Source organism: Exiguobacterium sp. N5 (assembly GCF_025842465.1).
Taxonomy (GTDB): domain Bacteria; phylum Bacillota; class Bacilli; order Exiguobacteriales; family Exiguobacteriaceae; genus Exiguobacterium; species Exiguobacterium profundum.
The window spans coordinates 91,319-114,487 of the sequence record NZ_JAPAEP010000004.1 but is presented as its reverse complement, the minus strand read 5'-3'; the positions used below and the strand labels follow the sequence as shown (position 1 = coordinate 114,487).

29 protein-coding genes and 1 tRNA gene are annotated in these 23,169 nt (G+C 49.2%); 23 read left to right on the top strand and 7 right to left on the bottom strand.

Annotation, left to right across the window (positions count from 1 at the left end):
- The first annotated feature begins 86 nt into the window (after nt 1–86).
- The 3 genes from OKS35_RS14210 (at nt 87) to OKS35_RS14200 (ending at nt 2,813) form a co-directional block, all read left to right on the top strand.
- A complete protein-coding gene (locus OKS35_RS14210) occupies nt 87–929 on the top strand; it encodes a GNAT family N-acetyltransferase (RefSeq protein ID WP_264093312.1) in 843 nt (280 codons plus the stop codon).
- Nucleotides 929–1,867 (top strand): hypothetical protein, encoded by a 939-nt coding sequence (locus OKS35_RS14205; RefSeq protein ID WP_264093311.1) that lies wholly within the window; start codon nt 929–931, stop codon nt 1,865–1,867. The genes OKS35_RS14210 and OKS35_RS14205 overlap by 1 nt, the downstream gene beginning before the upstream one ends.
- A gap of 304 nt (nt 1,868–2,171) precedes the next feature.
- Nucleotides 2,172–2,813, top strand: a complete 642-nt coding sequence (locus tag OKS35_RS14200; protein ID WP_074034841.1) for a uridine kinase — start codon at nt 2,172–2,174, stop codon at nt 2,811–2,813.
- A gap of 503 nt (nt 2,814–3,316) precedes the next feature.
- Here the strand turns inward: OKS35_RS14200 and OKS35_RS14195 are convergent.
- Entirely contained in the window at nt 3,317–4,099 is a 783-nt protein-coding gene (locus OKS35_RS14195) for a sporulation protein (protein ID WP_015880565.1), read from the bottom strand.
- A 139-nt stretch (nt 4,100–4,238) separates the two neighbouring features.
- Between OKS35_RS14195 and OKS35_RS14190 the strand changes: the two genes are divergently transcribed.
- The 6 genes from OKS35_RS14190 (at nt 4,239) to OKS35_RS14165 (ending at nt 7,574) form a co-directional block, all read left to right on the top strand.
- Nucleotides 4,239–4,315, top strand: a tRNA-Met gene (locus OKS35_RS14190).
- A 102-nt stretch (nt 4,316–4,417) separates the two neighbouring features.
- On the top strand, nt 4,418–4,867 hold the full coding sequence (tsaE, locus tag OKS35_RS14185; protein WP_214784971.1) for a tRNA (adenosine(37)-N6)-threonylcarbamoyltransferase complex ATPase subunit type 1 TsaE: 450 nt from the start codon (nt 4,418–4,420) through the stop codon (nt 4,865–4,867).
- A complete protein-coding gene (gene tsaB / locus OKS35_RS14180) occupies nt 4,864–5,520 on the top strand; it encodes a tRNA (adenosine(37)-N6)-threonylcarbamoyltransferase complex dimerization subunit type 1 TsaB (RefSeq protein ID WP_074034836.1) in 657 nt (218 codons plus the stop codon). Before tsaE ends, tsaB begins: the two co-directional genes overlap by 4 nt.
- On the top strand, nt 5,513–5,974 hold the full coding sequence (gene rimI / locus OKS35_RS14175; RefSeq protein ID WP_074034834.1) for a ribosomal protein S18-alanine N-acetyltransferase: 462 nt from the start codon (nt 5,513–5,515) through the stop codon (nt 5,972–5,974). Before tsaB ends, rimI begins: the two co-directional genes overlap by 8 nt.
- A complete protein-coding gene (tsaD, locus tag OKS35_RS14170) occupies nt 5,971–6,993 on the top strand; it encodes a tRNA (adenosine(37)-N6)-threonylcarbamoyltransferase complex transferase subunit TsaD (RefSeq protein ID WP_074034832.1) in 1,023 nt (340 codons plus the stop codon). The genes rimI and tsaD overlap by 4 nt, the downstream gene beginning before the upstream one ends.
- Before the next feature lie 14 nt (nt 6,994–7,007).
- Entirely contained in the window at nt 7,008–7,574 is a 567-nt protein-coding gene (locus OKS35_RS14165) for a hypothetical protein (protein ID WP_074034830.1), read from the top strand.
- Between the two features lie 9 nt (nt 7,575–7,583).
- Here the strand turns inward: OKS35_RS14165 and OKS35_RS14160 are convergent, their stop codons facing one another.
- The 3 genes from OKS35_RS14160 to OKS35_RS14150 all read right to left on the bottom strand — a co-directional run bounded on the left by OKS35_RS14160 (nt 7,584) and on the right by OKS35_RS14150 (nt 10,467).
- Nucleotides 7,584–8,057 carry a flavodoxin gene (locus tag OKS35_RS14160; RefSeq protein ID WP_214784969.1) on the bottom strand — a complete coding sequence of 158 codons (474 nt, stop codon included), beginning with the start codon at nt 8,055–8,057 and terminating at the stop codon, nt 7,584–7,586.
- A 104-nt stretch (nt 8,058–8,161) separates the two neighbouring features.
- Nucleotides 8,162–8,569 carry a hypothetical protein gene (locus OKS35_RS14155; RefSeq protein ID WP_214742998.1) on the bottom strand — a complete coding sequence of 136 codons (408 nt, stop codon included), beginning with the start codon at nt 8,567–8,569 and terminating at the stop codon, nt 8,162–8,164.
- Nucleotides 8,566–10,467, bottom strand: a complete 1,902-nt coding sequence (locus OKS35_RS14150; RefSeq protein WP_264093310.1) for an ABC-F family ATP-binding cassette domain-containing protein — start codon at nt 10,465–10,467, stop codon at nt 8,566–8,568. Before OKS35_RS14150 ends, OKS35_RS14155 begins: the two co-directional genes overlap by 4 nt.
- A gap of 150 nt (nt 10,468–10,617) precedes the next feature.
- Between OKS35_RS14150 and OKS35_RS14145 the strand changes: the two genes are divergently transcribed.
- From OKS35_RS14145 to OKS35_RS14115, 7 genes are all read left to right on the top strand, one after another.
- Entirely contained in the window at nt 10,618–11,274 is a 657-nt protein-coding gene (locus OKS35_RS14145) for a redox-sensing transcriptional repressor Rex (RefSeq protein WP_015880579.1), read from the top strand.
- Nucleotides 11,274–11,492 carry a twin-arginine translocase TatA/TatE family subunit gene (gene tatA / locus OKS35_RS14140; protein WP_034770678.1) on the top strand — a complete coding sequence of 73 codons (219 nt, stop codon included), beginning with the start codon at nt 11,274–11,276 and terminating at the stop codon, nt 11,490–11,492. Before OKS35_RS14145 ends, tatA begins: the two co-directional genes overlap by 1 nt.
- 3 nt (nt 11,493–11,495) lie before the next feature.
- Nucleotides 11,496–12,284: a twin-arginine translocase subunit TatC gene (tatC, locus tag OKS35_RS14135; protein WP_031424497.1), complete on the top strand. Its 789-nt coding sequence runs from the start codon at nt 11,496–11,498 to the stop codon at nt 12,282–12,284.
- A 144-nt stretch (nt 12,285–12,428) separates the two neighbouring features.
- Nucleotides 12,429–15,077 carry a hypothetical protein gene (locus tag OKS35_RS14130; RefSeq protein ID WP_264093309.1) on the top strand — a complete coding sequence of 883 codons (2,649 nt, stop codon included), beginning with the start codon at nt 12,429–12,431 and terminating at the stop codon, nt 15,075–15,077.
- Between the two features lie 105 nt (nt 15,078–15,182).
- A complete protein-coding gene (locus tag OKS35_RS14125; RefSeq protein WP_143404743.1) occupies nt 15,183–15,461 on the top strand; it encodes a hypothetical protein in 279 nt (92 codons plus the stop codon).
- Nucleotides 15,462–15,466: 5 nt separating this feature from the next.
- Nucleotides 15,467–15,760 carry a hypothetical protein gene (locus OKS35_RS14120; RefSeq protein WP_214818659.1) on the top strand — a complete coding sequence of 98 codons (294 nt, stop codon included), beginning with the start codon at nt 15,467–15,469 and terminating at the stop codon, nt 15,758–15,760.
- A gap of 171 nt (nt 15,761–15,931) precedes the next feature.
- Nucleotides 15,932–17,278: an FAD-dependent oxidoreductase gene (locus OKS35_RS14115; protein WP_264093308.1), complete on the top strand. Its 1,347-nt coding sequence runs from the start codon at nt 15,932–15,934 to the stop codon at nt 17,276–17,278.
- Nucleotides 17,279–17,312: 34 nt separating this feature from the next.
- Here the strand turns inward: OKS35_RS14115 and OKS35_RS14110 are convergent, their stop codons facing one another.
- Entirely contained in the window at nt 17,313–17,495 is a 183-nt protein-coding gene (locus tag OKS35_RS14110; protein ID WP_031424507.1) for a PspC domain-containing protein, read from the bottom strand.
- Between the two features lie 85 nt (nt 17,496–17,580).
- On the bottom strand, nt 17,581–18,513 hold the full coding sequence (locus tag OKS35_RS14105; protein WP_074034815.1) for an ABC transporter substrate-binding protein: 933 nt from the start codon (nt 18,511–18,513) through the stop codon (nt 17,581–17,583).
- A gap of 121 nt (nt 18,514–18,634) precedes the next feature.
- Here OKS35_RS14105 and OKS35_RS14100 point away from each other — a divergent pair, with 121 nt between their 5' ends.
- From OKS35_RS14100 to OKS35_RS14080, 5 genes are all read left to right on the top strand, one after another.
- Entirely contained in the window at nt 18,635–19,615 is a 981-nt protein-coding gene (locus OKS35_RS14100) for a FecCD family ABC transporter permease (RefSeq protein WP_264093307.1), read from the top strand.
- Nucleotides 19,612–20,658 (top strand): FecCD family ABC transporter permease, encoded by a 1,047-nt coding sequence (locus OKS35_RS14095; RefSeq protein ID WP_074034812.1) that lies wholly within the window; start codon nt 19,612–19,614, stop codon nt 20,656–20,658. The genes OKS35_RS14100 and OKS35_RS14095 overlap by 4 nt, the downstream gene beginning before the upstream one ends.
- Entirely contained in the window at nt 20,655–21,461 is an 807-nt protein-coding gene (locus OKS35_RS14090) for an ABC transporter ATP-binding protein (protein ID WP_074034811.1), read from the top strand. Before OKS35_RS14095 ends, OKS35_RS14090 begins: the two co-directional genes overlap by 4 nt.
- Before the next feature lie 221 nt (nt 21,462–21,682).
- Nucleotides 21,683–21,886, top strand: a complete 204-nt coding sequence (locus tag OKS35_RS14085; protein WP_264093306.1) for an NAD(P)-binding domain-containing protein — start codon at nt 21,683–21,685, stop codon at nt 21,884–21,886.
- Nucleotides 21,853–22,134 carry a hypothetical protein gene (locus tag OKS35_RS14080; RefSeq protein WP_264093305.1) on the top strand — a complete coding sequence of 94 codons (282 nt, stop codon included), beginning with the start codon at nt 21,853–21,855 and terminating at the stop codon, nt 22,132–22,134. The genes OKS35_RS14085 and OKS35_RS14080 overlap by 34 nt, the downstream gene beginning before the upstream one ends.
- 39 nt (nt 22,135–22,173) lie before the next feature.
- On the opposite strand, the gene OKS35_RS14075 is transcribed toward OKS35_RS14080, so the two are convergent.
- Nucleotides 22,174–22,509, bottom strand: a complete 336-nt coding sequence (locus tag OKS35_RS14075) for a TM2 domain-containing protein (RefSeq protein WP_015880594.1) — start codon at nt 22,507–22,509, stop codon at nt 22,174–22,176.
- 104 nt (nt 22,510–22,613) lie between these two features.
- On the opposite strand from OKS35_RS14075, the gene OKS35_RS14070 reads away from it, so the two are divergent.
- Both OKS35_RS14070 and OKS35_RS14065 read left to right on the top strand, forming a co-directional pair.
- Nucleotides 22,614–22,772: a hypothetical protein gene (locus OKS35_RS14070; protein ID WP_031424520.1), complete on the top strand. Its 159-nt coding sequence runs from the start codon at nt 22,614–22,616 to the stop codon at nt 22,770–22,772.
- Nucleotides 22,769–23,167, top strand: a complete 399-nt coding sequence (locus OKS35_RS14065; RefSeq protein WP_264093304.1) for a hypothetical protein — start codon at nt 22,769–22,771, stop codon at nt 23,165–23,167. The genes OKS35_RS14070 and OKS35_RS14065 overlap by 4 nt, the downstream gene beginning before the upstream one ends.
- The last annotated feature ends 2 nt before the right edge of the window (nt 23,168–23,169 follow it).

Below are 23,169 nucleotides of genomic sequence, written 5' to 3'. Positions count from 1 at the left end.
GACCGAGCATACGCTCGGTCGTTTTTTGTTTCTTTGAAACTTTATCCCTTCTTTTTCGTACTAAGTATGAGAAAGAGGGGATTGTTTTGTATATTCGATTAGCCACTTTAAAAGATGTTTCAGGGATTACGAAAGTTTCAACTGCAAGTTTTCAACAAGAAGCACTTTCTTTGCAATTGTCTGAGAGAGATTTGAATGTTGAACCGCCGGGATACGATCTCGAGGCGATGACACAATATATGATTGAAGAGTTAACATGCTATGTCATTGAGCAGGACAAACACATCGTTGGGGCAATCGTCTTAACCCTCACAGGTGATGACTATGCACGAATTGATCGTGTTTTTGTGCACCCTGATAGCCAAGGGCAAGGAATCGGTAAAGCGTTGATTCAATACGTAGAAGCTCAATCTCCGCATGTACGGATTTGGGAGTTGGAAACATCGACACATCAAACAAGAAATATTCGTTTTTATAAACAATTAGGATTTCAAGTCGTATATGAGTCAGAAGATGAGGTATGTTTCGTCAAACGAACAAAAGCAAAACCGAGTACGCATTGCTTTGAAGAACAGTCATGTGAAGGTTGGCAAGCGTATGGGGTAAACGCGAGCTTTTTGGCGGTCACAAATAGTAATGTTTCGTCACTTGATGCGAGCAACTGTAATTTCAGTCAAAGCCGTTTTCGGAACATCAATTTCCGGAATAGTACGTTTAGTGATTTAAATTTGTCGGGCTCACAATTTAACTTTGTGACGATGCGAGAGAATGCACGTACTATTCAAATGCACTATTCGAATCTGAGCGGTGCTACATTTAATCAATGTGACCTGACAAATGTCACGTTGACAGGATGTGATGTCGAAGGCATGACGATAAATGGCGTTCCAATCGACACTTTAATCAGTACAAAGAGAGGGGAAACATAATGGGGAATTTTCAGCAGACCCAATTAGACTTACAACAGCGTATCTCCGAGCGTGATCGACTTGTTCGTAAGCAAGAGATACTAAACAAACAGTTGAACGAGCATGAGGCGGTGCGGAAGGCACTACTCAACACATTCACGAAAGAACAACGTGATGTGTATGACCTTGAAGAATTCTCGCTCGTCAACACATGGCGAAAGTTACGAGGCACGTTTGATGAACAACGGACAATCGAAATGGAAGAGGCTGCTCGCGCTGAACTGAAATTACGAGAACACGAGGCGATGATTGACGAATTGACGCTCGAACATCGAGAATTACAAGAACAGCTCGAGGTTTATGAGGGCATCGACGCTGAGTGGGAGACCTTCTTAGAAACAAAAGAATCCCATCTTGCGAAAGATCCAGCTATTCGCCGAGACCTACACCATCTCACGAATCAACAAGCCGAAACGAATGAACTTCTTATCGAGTATCGGGAAGCCATCGTTGCCGGTAAGGCGGCGCGATCAACGATTGCAAAAACACTCAAACATCTAGATAGTGCGAAAGGGTGGTCGACGTATGACACGTTCTTCGGGGGTGGCTTGATTGCCACAGCAATGAAACATGAGGCGCTAGATGCTTCCGAGCAGACGATGCACGAATTACAATCTGCGTTAGAGCGTTTCTCCCGTGAATTAGCGGACGTGCAAGGTATTGTTCAGGAGTTGCATGTCGATCGAGGTTCACTCATTCAGTTCGCAGATTACTTTTTGGATGATATTTTTTCAGAATGGACGATGCATGGACGAATCAATGATTCCTTAGATCAAGTGAACGGACTGGATAAGGAAATCAGTCAGCTGATTGCTCGTATGACGAGACAAGTGGAAACGTTAGAACAGAAGCTTGACGAGACTGAAGAAAAAAGAAGACAGCTCATCCTGACACGATGAGCTGTCTGTCATTATATTTATAGTAAGGGTTCTTTTGCTTAGTTCAAGGAGAGTGAAGAGAAAATGAGTCAAACGATGGTATTTCTTATTAGAGGGATGGCAGTCACCGGGGCGCTATTGATTTTATCGATTCCATTTTTCTTTAGTTCTCCCATATCGACCACTCTGATCATTGTCAGTTCGATTTCGTTGATTGCCTTTGTGATGTTTGCTGTTTCAGCAATCAGGCTTCGAAAACGGATAGAGGATGAATGACGTGTATTTGTTTTTCTGAAACAACAAAATTACCAAAAGGGGGAGAATCATGGAGCAACTGATTGAGGGTATCGTACAAAGCGTGAGACCGGATCAACGAACGCTGATTGCTATCTCCGGACACGGTGCAGCCGGAAAATCGACGTTGGCAGAAAAATTACGGGAACGACTCGGTGATATAAACCTGCTTCACACAGACCCGTATATTACAGATTCACAGTTGCGGAAACAAACGATCCTCACGTATCAACACGATGGAACGACCCATCAGTATAAGATGACGGCGTGTCATCCGGCCGCACATCATCTGCTCTCACTCGAGCGAGATGTCCGTATGATTCGGGAAGGGATTGGGTTTTATACGATTGATGTCCCCTATTTAGAGCGGACATGGATTGATCCGGAGAAGCCAATCACGATTATTGAAGGGATGAGTGTCGCATTCCTGGATCTTTCATCTTTTGATCAATCGATTTATCTCTACACAGACGGGGAGACTGAGTTCAAGCGACGTTCGCATCGTGATATTCAGGAACGGGGTATGGAGCTGGACTACTTACACGCTTCACATGTAGAGCGACGTCTGCAATATGAATTGTTCATGCATCCGTATCGCCACCACTTTCAAACTATCGTCAATACGAGTAAGGATGGAATTCAAATTGAAAAAACCGCTCACGAGGAGCGGTGACTGAGTAGCGTATCTTCAACGCCAAAGTGATTTGACGCTCTCGAACTCGTCGGCACATTTTTCAATCGATTTGAATCAAAACTCTTCAACGAATGGATTCAGGCGATTCTCTCCGAGTTATCGATTCCAAGATATGTACTTTACACTTCAGAATTAGAAGAAATGAGCACGGTAAAATTATTAAAGAAGGGAGTACCTTACTTTGGAAAAACCGTTACTGTGGATTATAGCGGGTGTAACCCTCGTCTTTTTATTGATGGCTACTCAACTATTACTACCCGTTACCTTTCAAGAAATTTTTTCGATTTTACTAGTATCGATTGTTATAGGATCAATCATAGGTGTGATTGCTTCGATTTTGCATCACTATATTATGACTAGAAAAGAAAAAACTAGCTAAAAACATAGTAAAAAGGTCCGAAAAAAGAATGGAAAAGAATCTTATTCGGAGCTTTTTGATCGATTAACGAATGCTACACATCATCTTAAAAAGTTATCACCGCTCACGAGGAGCGGTGACTGCGTAACGTATCTTGAATGCCGAGACCGAGCTGTTCCTGTTCGCGCTCGAGCTGCCCCCAGGTGAGGGAACGATGACGCAATTCGACGTCGGTCGCCATCGATTCGAGCGTTCGCTGGGTCTCGATGTTGTCGAGCCAGTAGTAGAGGTCGATCCCGTCTTCATGTAAGCGCCAAAACGATTTGACGACCTCGAACTCATCGGCCCATTCTCCGACCGGCTTGAATCCATACTTTTCAACGAATGGATACGGACGTTCTTCCCCGAGCGGGTCGATTACGTTTCGGACGAACATCGGCTCAAGTCCAGCGTGAGCGGTCGCATCGAGTAATCGTTTCAGTTCAGGCATCGGTTCGATTTCGATGTGTTCGATTACATCAAACCAAACTCGTTTGATGTCCTTGTCCCACAATGTAGCCTCTATACTATACGGGGCGCCGGCAGAAGAGGGTGCGTACATCGTCAACTCGAATGAAAACGGAACGTCCTCTTTCGCTCCAGGCTCTAATACAAGCGATAGTGGAATCGGGACTTCTTGAATATCAGCTTCTCGATTGAACTCGTTTCCTTCCATGGTGATGTCTTTGAACGTCGTCAAGAAGGTCAGGGTGAGTTCCTGTAATCGAACGACATTCGTTGTCGGGTTGGAGACGTGCAACGTACCCGTCACGGTCTGCTTCGGAATGAGTGCTGCCGGGTCAAACGTGATCTCGGCTTCGATCTCCGAAAAGAACCATTTCTTGAATCGATTTCCCCATTTGGACATGGCGGTCGCGCCCCTTTTCTCTGATAGTTTATGCTGTTATATCTGTTCCCGATTCCATTTTTGAAAAAACATTAAGAAAATGGTTGCTTTTTATAACTGTCTCGCTTATTATAGAGGATGTCGAAACAATTCAAACCATCGCGGGGTGGAGCAGTCTGGTAGCTCGTCGGGCTCATAACCCGAAGGTCGTTGGTTCAAATCCAGCCCCCGCAACCAATTTTTAAATGAGATAGCGAAACGATAGCGTTTCGTGTTTTTTTTTGCTTAAAATGAAGTGTACAATGAGTACGTATGAGAAGTGAAAAAGGAGAACCATTCATGTATACATTGATTACGCATTCTGCGGCGGAGACGCAGGCGGTGGCAGAACGTTTGGCCACACTCGTCGAAGCAGGGACGGTCATCACGTTAAACGGTGACCTCGGTGCCGGCAAAACGACGTTCACACAAGGGTTCGCAAAAGGACTCGGTGTCACGCGGAACGTCAACAGTCCGACCTTCACCATTATGAAACAATATAAAGGGCGATTGCCGCTCTATCATATGGATGTCTATCGTCTCGAAGATACGGGGGATGACATCGGTCTTGAGGAATATATCAACGGTGATGGTGTCGCCATCGTCGAGTGGTCGAACTTGATCGAGTCCTCCCTCCCGGAAGAACGCTTGGCCATCACGATTGAACGGGTTGGCGACGAAGAACGTAGACTGACACTTGCTCCGACGGGTGAGCGTTACGTTCAAATCGCCAAGGAGGTGCTCGCATGAAGCAATTGATGATTGATACGGCGACGACACGTTTGTCAGTCGCGTTAAGTGAGGCTGGAGAGATTCAAGCCGAAGCAACGGTAATGGTCTCAAAAAACCATGCGGTCACACTCATGCCAATGATTGAACAGCTCATGGCAGCGGTCAAGTGGACACCGAACATGCTCGAACGCATCGTTGTCACGACAGGACCCGGGTCGTACACGGGAATTCGGATTGGAGTGACGACAGCGAAGACACTCGCCTATACGCTCAATCTTCCACTCATCGGTGTATCTGCCCTTCAGCTCATGGCAGCGGCCCCGAATACCGATTTGCCGGTCGTTTCATTGATTGACGCGCGCCGTGGCAACGCGTATATCGGATATTATCAACACAACAAAGCACTCACACATGATCAGCACGCTTCCGTCTCAGATTGGTTGCGACTGAATAGTCAAGGGCGCTTCCTTGTCGTCGGAGACGTGGAACCGTTCCGTGACGTGTTAAGTGAATATGACTATATCGAAGCACCGGCTGCCCATCGATATGGGCGTGCGAGTGATTTGGTCGTCTTCAGCGATGAGACGAGCGATGTTCACTCGTTTGAACCGGAGTATTTGCGACTCGCCGAGGCGGAAGCGAAATGGTTAGAGGGACAAAACAATGGCTGACGTGAAAATTCGTCGGATGACGTGGCTTGATGTCGAGGAAGTGACGAAAGTCGAAGAAGCGTCGTTCGCCATCCCGTGGACAAAAGAGGCGTTCATGAATGAGATGCTTCGAAATGAACAGGCCATTTACTTTGTCGCGGTCCATGACAAACGGGTCGTCGGGTTTGTCGGCGTTTGGACAATCGTCGATGAAGGACATATCACAAACATTGCCGTCTTACCTGAGTTTCGTGGACAGGGCATCGGCAATCAATTGTTAGCGGAACTTGTCGCGTTCGCCAAGTCAAAAGGACTCGTCGGATTGACGTTAGAAGTCCGCGTGTCGAACGTTGGCGCGCAAAAACTATATGAACAATTCGGTTTTATGCAAGCCGGTCGGAGAAGACGCTACTATCAGGATAATAATGAAGACGCCTATATTTATTGGGCGAAGTTAGGAAGTGAGTCAGAATGAACACATCACTGATTCTCTCGATCGAGTCGAGCTGTGACGAGACGTCTGTTGCGCTCGTCAAAGACGGAAAGACGTTATTGTCGAACGTCGTCTCTTCTCAAATCGAGAGTCATAAACGATTTGGTGGCGTCGTCCCTGAAGTGGCGTCTCGTCATCATGTGGAACGAATCACGTACGTGATTGACGACGCATTGAGTGAGGCCGGCGTGACGATGGAAGACGTCGATGCGGTCGCGGTCACACAAGGACCGGGTCTCGTCGGTGCCCTTCTCGTTGGGATCAGTGCGGCCAAGGCGTTGGCATTCGCCCATCAAAAACCGCTCATCGGTGTCCACCATATCGCCGGACACATTTACGCGAACGAACTTGTCGAAGAGATGCAGTTTCCGCTCGTCTGTCTCGTCGTTTCAGGGGGACATACAGAACTCGTCTATATGCCAGAACATGGTGTCTTCGAAGTCATCGGGGAGACACGTGACGACGCGGCAGGTGAGGCGTACGATAAGGTTGCGCGCACGCTCAGTCTCCCATATCCGGGAGGTCCTGCGATTGACCGCCTGGCAGCGGTCGGGGAAGACACGTACAACTTCCCACGCGTTCGTCTCGAACCGGGTAGCTTTGATTTCAGTTTCAGTGGCTTGAAGTCATCGGTCATCAACGCCGTACACAATGCGGAACAACGTGGAGAGACGGTCATCCCTGAAAACTTGGCGGCGAGCTTCCAGGCGAGTGTCGTCGAAGTGCTCGTCGAGAAAGCGATTCGTGCCGTGAAGGAAAAAGGGGCGAAGCAATTGCTTGTCGCGGGTGGTGTCGCGGCGAACCGTGGCCTCCGCACAGCGCTTCAAGAAGCTGCTACAGCTGAAGGAATTCAACTCGTCATTCCACCGCTTGACCTCTGTGGGGACAATGCGGGCATGATCGGGGTGGCGGCACATCACGCGTATGTGCGCGGTAAGCGCGATACACTAGCGATGAACGCGGTTCCTGGGTTATCCTTAGAAGAGAGCATGACAGTCTAGGGGGAAATAGAGACATGACGAAACGCATCATCATCGGAGGGCTCATCGTACTACTCGTCGTTGCGACGTTCTTACAAGTACGTGAGATTATCCGCGCTTACAATATCGCCTATCAAGAGGAGATTGTTCCAGAAGAGACACGAGTGAAGTCACTCACTGGAGAAGAGGCATTAGAAGGTATCGGTCGCGTGACCGGAGAGAATACGCTCATCAAGTCACTATATGGCTACACAAGTGTCGTCGACCAAGAGCCGGAGCGTGTGATCGTCGTCGATCGCAATCTCGGGGTACAACCAAAAGCGAGCGATGCTTATTATGAAATCGAGCGGGGTCGCGAGGCAACAGAAGAAGAAGCGGCGAAGTTTGATGATTTGATCGAGGAACTCGACGAACAGCAACTGTTCGCACAAGTCATCTCGACACACGAAGCACGTTATGTGACGAATGGCGAAAAACCGATGACGTTCTATAAAGTGTTCACACGTGACGTCGACACGAACGAGGCTGTCTTCTTTATCGCTGAAGACGGGACGAAGCTCGACTTCCATACAATCGGATTCCAACCACTGCGTTACTTCTAACAAAAAGGTTCAGCCACGAGGCTGAACCTTTTTGAGTGCTTCAAGTTGTTGAAGGAATGTATGGGCGAACGCGAGACATGCTTCCTTTTTTTCGTCCGTATCCGGGTCGAATTCAATCTTGAGTGCAGGAACAAGAACGTTCCCACCAGCAGTTTGAAAGGCGTGCTCGACGGTATCGACGGCTGCACAATACTTGGGATAGTCCGTGTCCCCTGAACCGAAGGCAGCACACGGCAAACCGTTTAACGACGCCTCTTCCAAATCAAATACGAAATCCTCGGCCTCATACGGAACATCTCCGTCTCCCCACGTATACGTACCGAGTATGACCCCATCGTATTCGGAGAATTGCTCGATACGTAAGGATTCCAAATCGTCAGATATCGAAACATCGTGTCCTGCGTCCTGCCATGTATGTCGAATCAGATTTGCGATGTCTTCCGTATTGCCTGACATGCTCACATATCCAATCAGTAGTTTCATTGAAATCACCTCAATAACAGACTAATTGAAAATGATTATCAATGTCAATGATAACGTTGATTGTACAAACAAAACCACGCCTTCAAACAGAAGACGTGGTTTTGTTATGCTTTTGGTTGTCGATAATTCTCCCGATGCCACGTATTGATGCGGCTCACGATGAACACGAGCAGGGCGAGGATCCACATGAAGAGCGTCTCTTCATAGAAGTGGGCCCACACCGATCCAGGCGCATAGAATGTATGGACCGTCACATCAACCGGCCAGACGACGATACGGATGAAGAGCGTGCTCATGAGCAGGCCACTGAAGAGACTGAGTAGTATTCCTGGCCACGTCTGAATGATGAAGCCGATGACGACCGGCAGGAAGAAAAAGAGAATAGACGGGACGATGGTCGGCTCCCCGCGGATGAGTTCAGACACGAACTCGGTCCCGGTCGGCACGATGTAGGCGAGTCCCGTCAGGAACGCTTGAATGAACTCGATTCGCATGGCACGGGTACGCATCATGTATGGAGTTCCTCCCATTCCGCATAAAGTGCGGTAATCGATTCTTTCGCCGCGTCCGATTCCGTCGATAACTCCTGGGCACGGGCGAAGTCGTTGAAGACGTCCGGCTCACAAAGCAACTGTTCAATCTCATCAAGACGATTCTCATGTTGCTCAATCGCTTGCTCAATCTCTTCGATGCGCTGTTTGATGCGGCGCTCTTCCCGTTGCTGCTCTTTGTCAGCGCGCTGTTTTTTCACGACGAGCTGCTTCGTCTCTTCACGGGCGAGTCGCGCCAGTTCCTCGAGTTCTTCTTTCTTCTCGACGTAGTACGAATAGTCTCCGAGATACTCGTCGATGCCGTTCGGTGTGATCTCTAGAACACGCGTCGCGAGTCGATCGATGAAGTATCGGTCATGCGAGACGAAGAGAATCGTGCCCGGATAGTCGAGGAGGGCATTCTCCAAAATCATCTTCGAGTCGAGGTCCAAGTGGTTCGTCGGCTCGTCCAGGATGAGGAGGTTCGGTTGCTCGAGCTTCAGCTTGGCCAAGGTGAGTCGTGCCCGTTCGCCACCGGATAGTTCATGAACACGCTTCATGACGTCATCGCCACTGAAGAGGAACTGTCCGAGCAGACTCCGCACTTCTTGCTCGCGCATGAGCGGCCAGTCGTTCCAAATCTCGTCGATGACACGGTTCGCGTCAGACAAGTTTTGTTGCTCCTGGTCGTAGTAGCCGATCTCGACGCCCGTCCCGTAACGGATCTCACCGGTGAGGGCGGTTTGTTGTTTCGTCAACACTTTGAGAAGTGTCGACTTCCCGACCCCGTTCGGACCGACGAGCGCGACGGATTCCCCGCGCTGTAGCTGGAAACGGAGATTTTGAGCGATTGCTTCCTCGTATCCGATGGCGAGGTCACTCGCGCTCAATACATCGTTCCCGCTCTGGCGTTTGATAGAGAACGAGAGGACGGCACTGCGTTCGTCACCATCCGGAGCATCGAGTCGGTCGACTTTCTCGAGACGTTTCCGCACGCTTTGTGCCCGTTTCGTCGTCGTCGCCCGGGCGATATTTCGTTGGATGAAGTCCTGCATCTTGGCAATCTCTTCTTGCTGCGACTCGAACTGCTTCTTCTCTTGTTCGTAGAGGGCCGCCTTCTGCTCGAGATACTTCGTATAGTTCCCGACGAAGCGGCGGCTCCGATGACGTGACAACTCATAGACGACCGAAACGACGCGGTCGAGGAAGTAGCGGTCGTGGGAGACGATGAGGACGGCACCTTTATAGCCGCTCAAGTACTTCTCTAGCCAGGCGAGCGTCTCGATGTCCAAATGGTTCGTCGGCTCGTCCAAGATGAGCAGGTCGGGACTTTGAAGGAGCATCTTCGCCAAGGCGAGACGTGTCCGTTGTCCCCCGGAGAGTGTGTCGATTCGACGCTCGAAGTCGTCCGGATAGAAGCGCATCCCGTGAAGGACCGAGCGGATGGTCGCTTCATATTGGTATCCGCCACGCTCTTTGAACGTATGTTGCTCTTCATCGTAAGAGGAGAGGAGGCGTTCGTACGCAGCGGCGTCGTTTAGAATCCGTTCGGAGCCCATGTCAGCCTCCATGCGACGGAGCGTCTTCTCTTGCTCGATCAAGTCCGTGAAGACGGTGAGCATCTCATTCCAGATCGTCTCGTCGGATTCTAACCCTGAGTCTTGGGCGAGATAGCCGATCGTGACGTCTTTTGGCTTCATGATGTCCCCGGAGTCATAGTTGTATTCACCAGCGATGACTTTCAAAAGCGTCGACTTACCGGCCCCGTTACGACCGACAAGGGCGACACGTTCGCCTTCCTGGATTTCGAGTTTTACGTTTTCTAAAATCGGCTCGACGCCGAAGGATTTGGATAAGTTGTTGACTTGCAGTAGGATCAAGTGAAAAAACCCCTTTCTCTCTATTTAGTATACTGTATTTTTCAGCGATTTTAGGTATATTCGTTGAGTGGTCATGTGAATTCGTTTACAATCAAGGTGTATGAAATTCAGATTCGTTTGTAACGTGTCGTAAAAAGGAGGCTCTTTCCGTTGAGTCAAAACGAACCAAAGATTCCACAAGCGACAGCCAAACGGTTGCCACTATACTATCGATTTATTCAAAGCCTGCACGCGTCAGGGAAACAACGTGTCTCTTCAGCAGAACTGAGTGAGGCGGTCAAGGTCGATTCGGCTACGATTCGCCGTGATTTCTCGTACTTTGGTGCGCTCGGTAAAAAGGGATATGGCTATAACGTGCAGTATCTGTTAGACTTTTTCCGAAAGACACTGAATCAAGACGAGATTACGAATGTCGCCTTGGTCGGAGTCGGTCACCTTGGGACGGCATTCGTCAACTATAACTTCCTTAAAAACAATAACACACATATCGTCGTCGGGTTCGACGCAGACGAGACAAAAGTCGGCACGACGATGTCAGGCGTCCCAATTCATCACGTCGATGAGATGGAACAAATCATGAAGCAAAACAAGATCGACGTCGCTATTTTGACGGTACCTTCTGCTTATGCGCAGTCCGTCGCAGACGACTTGGTGCGTTTCGGCATCAAGGGCATCTTGAACTTCACACCGGCACGACTCACTGTACCGGATACGGTTCGCGTCCATCATATCGATTTGTCGATTGAGCTGCAGTCACTCATTTATTTTATGCAACACTATCCAACCGCTGAGGGGGTCCATCAATAATGGAATTACTAGCATCATCACTCGTCGTCGGGATTCCGGGTGGGGCGAGTCTATTCATCATCGCCATCATCGCGCTTATCATCTTCGGACCGAAGAAATTGCCGGAGTTTGGTCGCGCGGCCGGACAAACGCTTCGTGAGTTCAAAAATGCAACGAACGGCATGATGAACGAGCACGACGAGAACGACAAGAAAGCTATCGAAAAGAAAGAGCAGTAAGCCATGAATCATCAACCTGATCAAGAGCGGGAACTCACCGATCACTTGACAGAGCTGCGGAGACGACTGATGCTATCTGCATTTGTCGTCTTTGCCTTCTTTTTGATGGCTTTGCCGAGTGTCAAATATGTACTCGCGTATTTGCAAAAAGACCTCGTCGAACGCGGGCTCGAACTGAACGCCTTTGGGGTCGCGGACCCGCTCATGATTTACTTGAACTTGGCGCTCATCATCGGCCTTATCGCGGCGAGCCCATTCCTACTGTATCAAGTGTGGGCGTTTGTCGCACCCGGTCTGCATCCGAATGAGCGGAAAGGCACGCTTGCCTATATCCCGATCATCTTCGGACTGTTCTTGATTGGCCTTGCGTTCGCCTACTACTGGTTGTTCCCGCTCGTCCTCGATATCTCGACGGACCTCGGGCAAGACCTCGGACTCGAACAAATCATCGGGGCCAACAATTACTTCACGTTCTTGTTGCAGCTGACAATTCCGTTCGGTCTATTGTTCCAACTACCGGTCGTCATGATGTTCCTGACCCGAATCGGTGTCGTGACCCCGTACTTCTTATCAAAGATTCGAAAGTACGCATACTTCGCCCTATTCGTGATCGCGGCATTCATCACACCGCCGGATTTGACGTCGCACCTCATGGTGTCGTTACCACTCTTCTTCCTATATGAAATCAGTTTATCGATTTCACGTATCACCTACAAAGGGGTGCTACGCCGGGAAAAAGAGGCGATGGTGCAAGAACAGATGGATTTAATGAAACAGATGAATGAAAAGTGAGCACTGCGTCAAATTATGACGCGGTGCTTTTTTGAATATTAGGGCTATGCATTTTTGAGAAAACATCTTAAAATTAGAAGGGATTCAACAAAAATGGATGTTTTTTGAAAACTTATGTATACATAAACAGAAATGAGGAAGCAGATGAACAAGCGGTTATGGAGTACGCTCGTCGTACTCATATTGTTGATTGGACCAAAAATGGATGCCTTTGCAGAAGGAGCGGCAAAAGCGGACGTTCTGCCAACGGGAAGTGTTGTATCAAACAGTGAATATGTATGGCGATCGGGCGACCCAGAGACGATTGTGCATATGCGCACAGGAAAAGTGTATACACTTCCCGTCCGCGTGTCGGTTGAACACAATATCGTTGGACTCGGAGACGGTCGCGTCATTTTAGATGCATATGGCGAGGTCATCATTTGGGATCCGATTAACGATGCGATGACGTCATTCCCGAATGATTCGAGTAGTGGTCTCGATTATCTTCATGCTGTGAATCAGGATTTAGAAATGATTCTTTGGAAAGGACATACGACGTATTCTGTCACTTCATTGACGGGTGAGATTCTCGGAACGTTTAATACGGAAAGTATATACGAATCGTACGACCTTCTTGCTGACGGCACGGTCCTAGTCTTCGCAAACGGTGAAATCACGAAACGAGCCATCACGGGAGAAACGCTTGAAACGCTTGGAACATATACGGACAAGGTACGATCTGCCCAATATATCGAAGAAGCGAATCAATTAGTGGTCAAGATGTCCACCGACTCACATCTCCGAATTTTTGATTTGACCACGAAACGTTGGATTGAAAAAGAGGCGGAATCTGTCACGAATCTCCTGTGGAAAGACGGGATTTACTACTTCACGATGCGGAAAGTGTTTGATACGTATTACGTGAGTTACAATGTTGCCACTGGAGAATGGAAAGAATCATCGGTGGATGATACGTTTGTTAATCTAAGAGGAGATTGGTATGTGCTATCCCATGATGTGACGGCAGGGTATACGCCGGAGTCATTTTGGAAAGCGCCACGACAACTGTTGATCGATGTACCGAAAACAACGACACGATATGAAGTGAACCAATCCTATCAAGTGAACGGAACCGCTAAACTGATTGATGGAACATCCATTCCTGTCAGTGGGACAGAATTGTCGGCAACGTATCGATATTCTGAGAAGAAACCTTTTGTTTGGGAACAAGGTAAGTTGACGATGAACACGAATGGCGGATATTCTTTTGAATTTAGATGGAACGGGTTAGAACGAACAGAAGACTTTGTAGCATCTAACTATGTTCCTCTCACACTCGATCCGCCAACAGGTGTTTTGGGACCCATCACAGGAACAACGGCACCGAACACCCCAGTATTCGTCAGTGTGACGAAAAGCACCTCTCAGTACACCGACTCACTAGATTCATTGGTCAACTATCAGTCGAAAACGGTTCAGTCAGACGAGATGGGACGCTTCACTTGGCAACCGACGCGCTGGTTCGCACCAGGATCGCGTGTGACCGTAAAAATCGGAAGCCCATCAAGTGTATATGCCGATCCAATTGAACTGGTGACGGTAAAAGAAAGTGAAGATACTTTACCGAACGACATCACGCTTGTAACGAACTCTGTAAAATCAGGTGTGACATTACAGACCACGCCACAGGCTACCGTTGACATCGTTGCCCGTAGCGAACGCGGTTATGAAGCCTGGAGTGAGCAAGTAAATGAGGATGGGATGCTCCAAATCAAATCGTTTTCTCACATGTGGTTTGGTGTTGGGACAAAAATATACTATAAGTTACAGGATGCACCTGCCTCACAGTTCCGTCTTGCGGAAGTGAAGGCGACGTATGATGCACCTATCTTCACTTGGACGCGGACACCATTGATGTACGATAAATCGATTGATGTAACGTCTAGCACAAATGAAGCATATGAAGTTTATCGGAATGACATCCTTGTGACAAAGACGAGTTCGATGCCTTATACGTTCGATACGCCATTACGCGAAGGCGATGTGATTCGTGTCAAACGCACGTATCGCGATGCCACTTACGAATTGACGAAGACGGTTCGCGCGTTCGCACCTGTTTTGAGTGTCACGGACGTCATGATGACGAAGACACAGGCGACACTCTCGATTAAAAAGACAAGTGTGGCCCCGGTTCGTTTTTACGTAAATGGTGTGGCCGTTTCACCAAAACGGTTATCAACGACACGGTACACCATCCCGGCGAAACCGGGTGACACGATTCGTGTCCGTGCCTCTGTCGGATCAAAATCCCGTGAAGTCACAGTGGAATTGCCGAAGACCTCGCTGTCCACGCTATCCATCAACGACGAAAAGTCGTTATGGGTCGGGTATGTACTACCGAACAGTACGGTGACACTAAAGAGCGGTACGAAGACAATCGCCAGTGGAACGGCAAGCAGTACAGGCCGTGTGACGCTACGATTCAGTCGACAACCGGTTGGAAGTGTCGTGACGTTGACGAGTCAGCAAGGGACGTATCGTCACATTCAGAAAAAGACCGTGACGGTCGGACCGGCTCCGACATTGTCATCGACCATTCCTTCAAGTGCGTCGAAGACATTGCGTGCGACGTCAAACGTGGCTTACGGTACACTCACGCTGATGCGTGGGACGACCGTTCTCGCAGAGAAAGAAGTAAAAACGACTTCGACGATTCTCAGTTTTTCACCGCAACGAAAAGGGACGCAGCTCACGCTTCGTCTCGTGACACCGAAAGGTCGAAGCGTAACGAAGACGTTCACCGTTCGATGAGTACTCGGACCATTCGCATGAGCGGGTGGTCTTTTTACTTTCAACATACCTGTGAGCCCTTCACTCATGTTAATATGGAAAAAAGAGGGATTTGAGGTGTGGGTCATGTGGTGGCAATGGTACGGATTTGAGACAATCATGATGTTGATCTTTGCAGGGATATCCATTGGGACTGGAAGACATCTGTTCCTGTCAAAAACGGATAAGGTTCTCACGATTTCGTTTGTGAGTATGGTCATTGGTTTTTGTATGATGCTCGTCGGAGTGGGATACATAAGAGGATTTGATGGAATGGGTTGGTTCGTATACGGTTTGCTCCTATACGGTGGAAGTCTCCTTGTCTACTTGACGTTCACTATTTTTCGTTTGAAACGGGAGGAGTAAAGAGAATGAGTGATTTGACCTTTTTGATGTTGTTGTTTCTTGGATTGACACTAGGAGTGGTGCTATCCATCTATCACGTGATGCGGCAGAAAAGAAAACGGTCCGTGTTACTCCTGATCGGTACATTACTGGTTGTAAGTGGCTATGTACTTGTGATTGGCAATCTGACATTTGGATACGGATGGGGAGCATTGTGGTGGGCGGTCGTCGGGCTCGCTATGAACGTCTTCGGTTTGATCGTGCATCTATTTGTAATAATCTATCATCTATTATTGAAAAAGCGGCGAGTCCGGTCATGAGAATGAGCGGATTTTTTCTGTTCAAACTTTAGACACTTTTACGTGAAAAAGTGAGCAAAGTCATTGAATCTTATATTGTGAAATAGTACACTAAGGTCAAGAAGTAAATGTGATGTTTATCACAATATAAAACGAAACGTATTGTTTAACATAAAAGGAGAGACGACTCATATGAAAATCGCAGTCATCGGATGTACACACGCAGGAACAGCAGCAGTCAAAGGATTACTCGCCAAGCACGACAATCTCGATATCACCGTTTACGAGCGGAACGATAACGTCAGCTTCCTCTCGTGTGGGATTGCGCTCCACGTTGGTGGTGTCGTCCAACGTGCGGAAGAGTTATTCTACTCGTCACCACGTGAACTTGAAGAACTCGGTGCGACGATGCGCATGAAACATGACGTCTTGTCGATCGACTCCGAAGCGAAGACGGTCCACGCTAAAAATCTTGAGACCGGGGAAGACGTGCATGACACGTATGACCGCTTGATTGTCACGACGGGTTCATGGCCAATCGTCCCAACGCTTCCGGGGATCGAAATGAATGGAATCGAGCTCTGTAAAAACTATGCGCATGCCCAACGCATCATCGAACGGGCGACAGACGCGACGAAGATTGCCGTCATCGGGGCTGGCTATATCGGAGTCGAACTCGTCGAGGCGTTCGAAGCATACGGAAAACATGTCACATTTATCGATAGTGCCGACCGCATCTTGAACAAATATCTCGATAAATCGTTCACAGATCCACTAGAAGTGGACATGACCAGTCGCGGGATCGATCTTGAACTCGGTCAGACGGTCGAGGCGTTCCGTGGAACAGAAGGGAACGTCACACACGTCGTGACGGACAAAGGTGAATTCGAAGCGGATCTCGTCATCCTCTGCGTCGGATTCCGTCCGAACACAGGACTGTTAGAAGGGCAAGTCGATATGCTTGGGAACGGCGCCATCATCGTCGACGAATATATGCGTACGAGCAACCCGGATATCTTTGCGGCAGGGGACAGCTGTGCCGTCTACTACAACCCGGCGCGTACACACGCCTATATCCCACTTGCGACGAACGCTGTTCGCATGGGGACGCTCGTCGCGGAGAACATGATGCAACCACGCGTCCGTTACCAAGGGACACAAGGAACGTCAGGACTTCGACTCTATGACTGGAATATCGCGTCGTCTGGTTTGACGGAAGAAGCGGCAGCACTCTTCGGACTCGAAGTGGAGAGTGTCGTCATTGAAGACGCCTATCGTCCGGAGTTCATGCCGACCGCAGAGAAAGTCGAATTCAAACTCGTCTATGAAAAAGAGACGCATCGCATTGTCGGTGGACAAGTGTTATCGAAAGCAGATTTGACGCAAGCGGTCAACACGCTCTCGCTAGCCATCCAAAACGAGATGACGATCGAAGAGCTCGCCTATGTCGACTTCTTCTTCCAACCACACTACAACAAGCCATGGCACTTCCTGAACAGCGGAGCGCTTGAAGCGATGAAAGACAAAGTGAATGCCTAACCAAAAAACGCGGAAGCTCATGGCTTCCGCGTTTTTATAGATAGCGTGGTTCATCTTTCATCAAATTGGCAAGAAGGATGTAGATGAGAAAGTTAGCCGGCAAAAAGACGAATAGCAGCCGAATACCGAGTGAAGAGATATTCACGTATTCAGCAATCCCGCCGCATACTCCAGCAATAGAGCGGTCCGTCGCCGACTTTCGAAGTGTACGTTGCATAGCAAAGCTCCTTATGAGTTGATATGTAAATTTTACCATATGAGTGTATGAAAAAGCGCACCAATTCAATTGGCGCGCTTTTGATTTATTTTAGAATGTCGACGAGTTCATCGAGCACTTGGTTGGCAGACAAGACGCCACCAGACGTGTTCCAAATGTCATCACTGACTTCTGTCACTTCCCCTGCTTTGACAGCATCGAGGTCTTTCCACAACTGATTCGATTGCCATTCTTCGGCTGTCTTCGACCCGTCTGCTCCACCATATGTGAAGTAGACGATGTGGTCGCCCGCCATCTCTGGGATTCGTTCCATCGCGACTGGCTCAGCGAATTCCGCTTTATCTTGTGACGCTGGACGTTTGATGCCGACATCATTAAGGATGACGCCGGAGAAGCTGTCATTGAAGTAGATGCGTGACTCGCCAGGAAGGAAGCGGACGACCGAGAGTTCTTTATTCACGGCGTCTCCGAGTTCTGCTTTCGTATCTTCGACGTGCTGTTCGTAGTCGGCCAACGCTTGATTGCCTTCCTCTTCTAGGTTGAGTGCGTTCGCATAAAGGGCGAAGTTTTCTTGCCAATCACCTTTCAAAGTCTCTGACATGACCGTCGGTGCGATTGCGTTCAATTTGTCGTAAATGTTCTCTTGACGAAGTTTCGTCCCAATGATGAGATCTGGCTTGAGTTTCGCGATGGCCTCTAAGTTGACTTCACTTTCTGTCCCGACTTCTGTGACGTCTGTCATCTCGGACTCAATGTGCGGGTACCACGGGTCGCCGTTCCATGATTTGACTGCTCCGACTGGTTTGACGCCGAGGGCGAGAAGGGCTTCTGTCCCTTCGTTCGTCAAGACGACGACGCGTTCCGGGTTTTCAGGTACGTCCGCCGTTCCCATCGCGTGCTCAATCGAGCGAGTCGCTGTTTCTGAACTTGTATCGTTCTCTGTATCGTCAGACCCACCGCAAGCAGCGAGGACGACGGTTAAGCAAAGCGTAAGTAACGCGAGCATCCATTTTTTCATTACAATTCTCCTCTATGTAGGTGATTTTCCTTCCTGACTATATGTGATAATGATTCTCACTGTCAACCCCTTTTTATGGAACGCAATATTTGCTATGGTAGGAAAGGAAAGAAGTGAGGACATGAAAAAACCTTGGATCAAATTACTTTTCTTGATCATCTGTTTACCTATCTTAAGTTATATTTCATTGCGCGTTGGTGTGATTGCGGTCAGTCATGAAGATGTGATGACGTTCCAAGCGGACGGGTCATCACAAGCGATGATTGCCTTGGCAGACAACCGTATCCCACGGACGGTCGTCGCGCTACTCGTCGGTAGTGTCCTGGGTCTCGCCGGGCTCATTTTTCAACTCGTGACCCGTAACCCGCTCGCATCTCCTGATATTTTGGCGGTGAATGCCGGAGCGAGTCTGGCCATCGTGCTCGTAACGCTTTTTGGGTTCAGTAGTATCGCCTCGTTCACGACAGCCTCGCTCATCGGAGCGTTTATTGCCGGTGTGATTGTCTATCTACTGAGTGCGAACGGAGGGAACGTCATGTATATGACGCTTGCCGGGGCGTCGCTTGCCGCTCTATTCAGCTCATTTACCCAGTCAATCATCGCGTATGAGGAAGGCGCGCTTGATGAGGTACTGTTCTGGCTAACCGGATCGGTCGCGGGACGCTCGCTCACGCTCGTCGAGACGTTGTTGCCATGGATGGCGGCGGCGGTCATTCTCGTTCTCTTGCTCAGTAAAGAGTTAGAGACATTATCGCTCGGAGACCAGGTCGCCCGTTCACTTGGACAAAATGTCGGCATCATCAAGTTCGTCGCGGTGACGCTCGCCGTCGTGCTCTCCGCATTCGGGGTGGCACTTGCCGGACCAATCGCATTTGTTGGTCTGCTCGCTCCGCATTTGGCGAAATATCTGTTCGGGACGGCATTTTTCGCTCGTCTCGCCGGAAGTGCTCTCATCGGTAGCGTCCTATTGCTTGCGGCGGATATTCTGGGACGCGTTATCCTGTTCCCACGCGAAGTGACCGTTGGGGTCGTACTCGCCGTCATCGGTGGGGCATTCTTCATCTATCTCGTCAGTGTCAGACAAGGAGTCTTTAAATCATGAAAACATATCGCTTTCGAAAAGGTCCTGTCTCGTTCACGCTCCGGAAGCGTGAAATCGAGTTGGCGCTTCTACTTGTCGTTGGATTGCTCGTGTCGATTTATTTCGGGCTCGCCATCGGTGACACATTCCTTAGTCCCGCCTCACTCGCTGCCCTGTTCATCGGAGCAGGGGATGCATTCGAGCAGCTCGTCGTCTTCGAGTTTCGGATGCCACGTGTGTTGATGGCAATCACTGCCGGCGCAAGTCTCGCCGTCAGCGGTCACTTGTTACAACTGACAATCAAAAACGAACTGGCATCCCCGGAGATTTTCGGGATTGTCGGAGGTGCAGGGGTTGCGACGGCTACGTTCTTCACGGTTTTCTCCGATGAGCGAACGAATCAGCTGTCAGTGCCGCTCGCCTATATCCCAATCGCTTCGTTCCTTGGGGCGATTGTTGTCGGGATGTTCCTCTTCTATTTGTTGAAACGTGGAGTCCCGCCTGTCCGGCTAGCACTTGTTGGGATCGGAATCAGCATCTTCTCGCAAGGGATCGTTCAGTTCATGATGCTCGCCTCGAACGTTTACCGAAAGAACGATATCCAACAATGGCTCACCGGTACCGTCTACGCCGCGACGTGGAATCAATTGAAGATTATGGTGCCGTTCGTCCTTCTCTTTTTGCTGGCAGCCTTCTTGATTGAACGTCATGTTCGTCCGCTCCATATCAGTGAAGCGACAGCGACGAGCATCGGCGTACCGGTACGCGGGATTCAGCGTGGGACGTTGTTGCTTTCCTGTTTACTCGCCGGCATTGGTGTCGCCTTTGTCGGTGCAATCGGTTTTGTTGGGTTGATGGCACCTCATATCGCTCGACAAGGGTTGAAGCTCCCTTACATTTGGGCGACGCTGCTTGTCGGGGCGACGATTGTCGTGTTGGCGGACGTACTCGCTCGGACGATTTTTTATCCGTATGAACTACGGACCGGCGTGATGACAGCCGTCATCGGAGCACCGTATTTCTTCTACTTACTTCGACGGATGATGAAAGGAAGCATGAGATGAACACATTTGATTTGAACCACGTAACCATCGGATATGAACAGAAGACGGTGCTCGATCAATTATCATTCTCCATCCCACATGGGAAAATCACCGTCCTTCTCGGCGCGAACGGCTGCGGGAAGTCGACGCTCCTCTCGACGCTTGCGAGACAGCGAGATGCACTTGGCGGGGAGATCGCATTTCGGAACAAACCGCTCGATTCGTATCGAGCGAAAGAGGCGGCTCGACTCATGGCCTTCATGCCACAAGTGAACGTGGCACCAGATGGATTGACCGTCGAACAACTCGTCCGATTTGGGCGTTATCCGTACCAGACGTTCTTCAAACGATATTCGGAAGACGATGAACGGGCCGTCGAGCGGGCACTCGCCTTCACCGATACGGTATCGCTCCGTGACACGCTCGTCAGCAACCTTTCCGGAGGACAAAAGCAACGGGTATGGATCGCGTTGGCACTCGCCCAAGAGTCGGAGACGATCCTGCTCGATGAACCGACGACATACTTGGACATGTCGCACCAAATCGAGATTTTAGATTTGATGTATCGATTGAATCGATTGGAAGGAAAGACGATCATCATGGTACTTCACGACCTTCACTTGGCCTGTCGCTATGCCGATCATGTCATCGCATTAGCTGGCGGTAACGTGTATCGCGAAGGCAGTCCGAACGATGTCGTCGATGAGACGTTCATGAAAGACGTATTCGGTCTCAAAGTCGTGGTGACCGAGGATCCGCTATACGGGACACCGCTCTGTGTACCGTATTCACACTATGAGTTGAATGAAAAACGACCGACCTGAACCTAGTCTGCGGACTAGGTTTTTTTACGGAAAAGCAGGGAAAAAGAGTAGGATAAGTGCGCGTCATGTTTTCTACCTAAAAGGAGGAATTTTTCATAGCTAAAAAGGAAAAACAACCGTATCACATCGTCACGTTCACGTTCCCATAAGAATCGATTTTAGACGGGCTTGCAGCAGAGTTCGGAGGAACGGTCACGCGGACAGACGAGGAGCTGTGAATCATGAAACTCGGGATTTTAGGTGCCGGGAAAGTCGGACGCACGCTCGGGGAGCAGTTCGAACGAGCAGGCTATGAGGTGCTGTACCGGACACGGACGGAGCGAGAAGGGACATTGACGCTACAAGAGGTCGCCTCGACGAGCGACCGGACGGGGTGTCGGGTGCGGAATATTTGCAACGACTCATTCCTGATACGAAAGTTGTGAAGGCGTTCAATCAGACAGGGGTCGAGAATTTAGGCGATCCGGATGGCTCCGTCATGTTCGTCGCGGGTGAAGATGAGGAAGCGGTGCGGCTTGTCGTCGAACTATCGAACAAGATCGGCTTCGATACGCATCCGCTCCACGGGCTGAAACTTGCTCGTGAGCTCGAAGGGTTGGCGTGGCTCTGGATTCATCATGCAGTGAAAGAGCGAAAATCACGGGACTTCGCCTTCTACTTAACAGAACGTTGAAAGACGATCGGGGCGAGATGACCCGATCGTCTTTTTTGATTAGAATCCTGTATAGCGATCAGAACGTGTTTGAAGCAGCTTAATCGTCTCGCGCTCAATCTGCTCAACTTCACGTTGTTGCCAACCCGGCATGAGAAATGCATCAACGAGTGCCCAAATGCCTGTGATGAATGCACCGAGACCGAGCGTCAAGACGACGAGTAGGACCATGGCGATTCCTGAACCGATTTTTTTGAAATAGAAACGATGCGCACCAAATGCACCGAGGAAAAACCAAAGCAAGTAGGCGACGAGCAAGCTACGTTTTCGTTTTTCGACTTCGCTGTTCACGAGTAACATTTCTTCTGTCGTCAAATCCATACGCGAATCATACATAGAACTCCAACTCCTTATCCATAATTGTTATAATGAGTTCGCACTCAAGTATATCGGAAAATGGATTTGTTTCCATGATTTCCTAAAAAGAAAAGAGGTTCTTTATGCTTTTTCCGATTTTGACGTTTATCGTCGCATTTGTTCACGTCGTTGGTGGGGCGGTTGCCCTTTATCAATATCCGCAATATAAACGTATGGCAATCAGTGCCATCGTACTCGGGTTCGTCTACGGTGGATTGACCGTGGCGGTGATTGGATTATGAAGTGGGGGTCAAACGGATCACTTCGTTCGCGTCTTCAAATGCAGAGCGGCTATCAGTTGGGGACATACTTATTTTTAGGTCTCATCATTTTTGATTTACTCTTAGGCGACGTTCCAAGAATCTCGTTTGCGATGTATGCCTTGTTCTTTTACTTTTGGCAGCGTGAACGCGTAGAGAAAGAAGAGAAGGGGGTGGCGGAGAAGATGAAGCGGAAGTCGGATGGGTGGACGATCACACTTGTCGTCTTGCTTTGTTTAGTAGGCTATGTGGTCTCCCTTGCCCTACAATATCCATCTGTTTCGTTGCTCGAGCTGAGCATCTATGGCTTCTCGACAATTTTCTGCATCCGGGCGTTGACCTTGATCTATGCGATGTACCAACAGCAGCTCGACTAAAA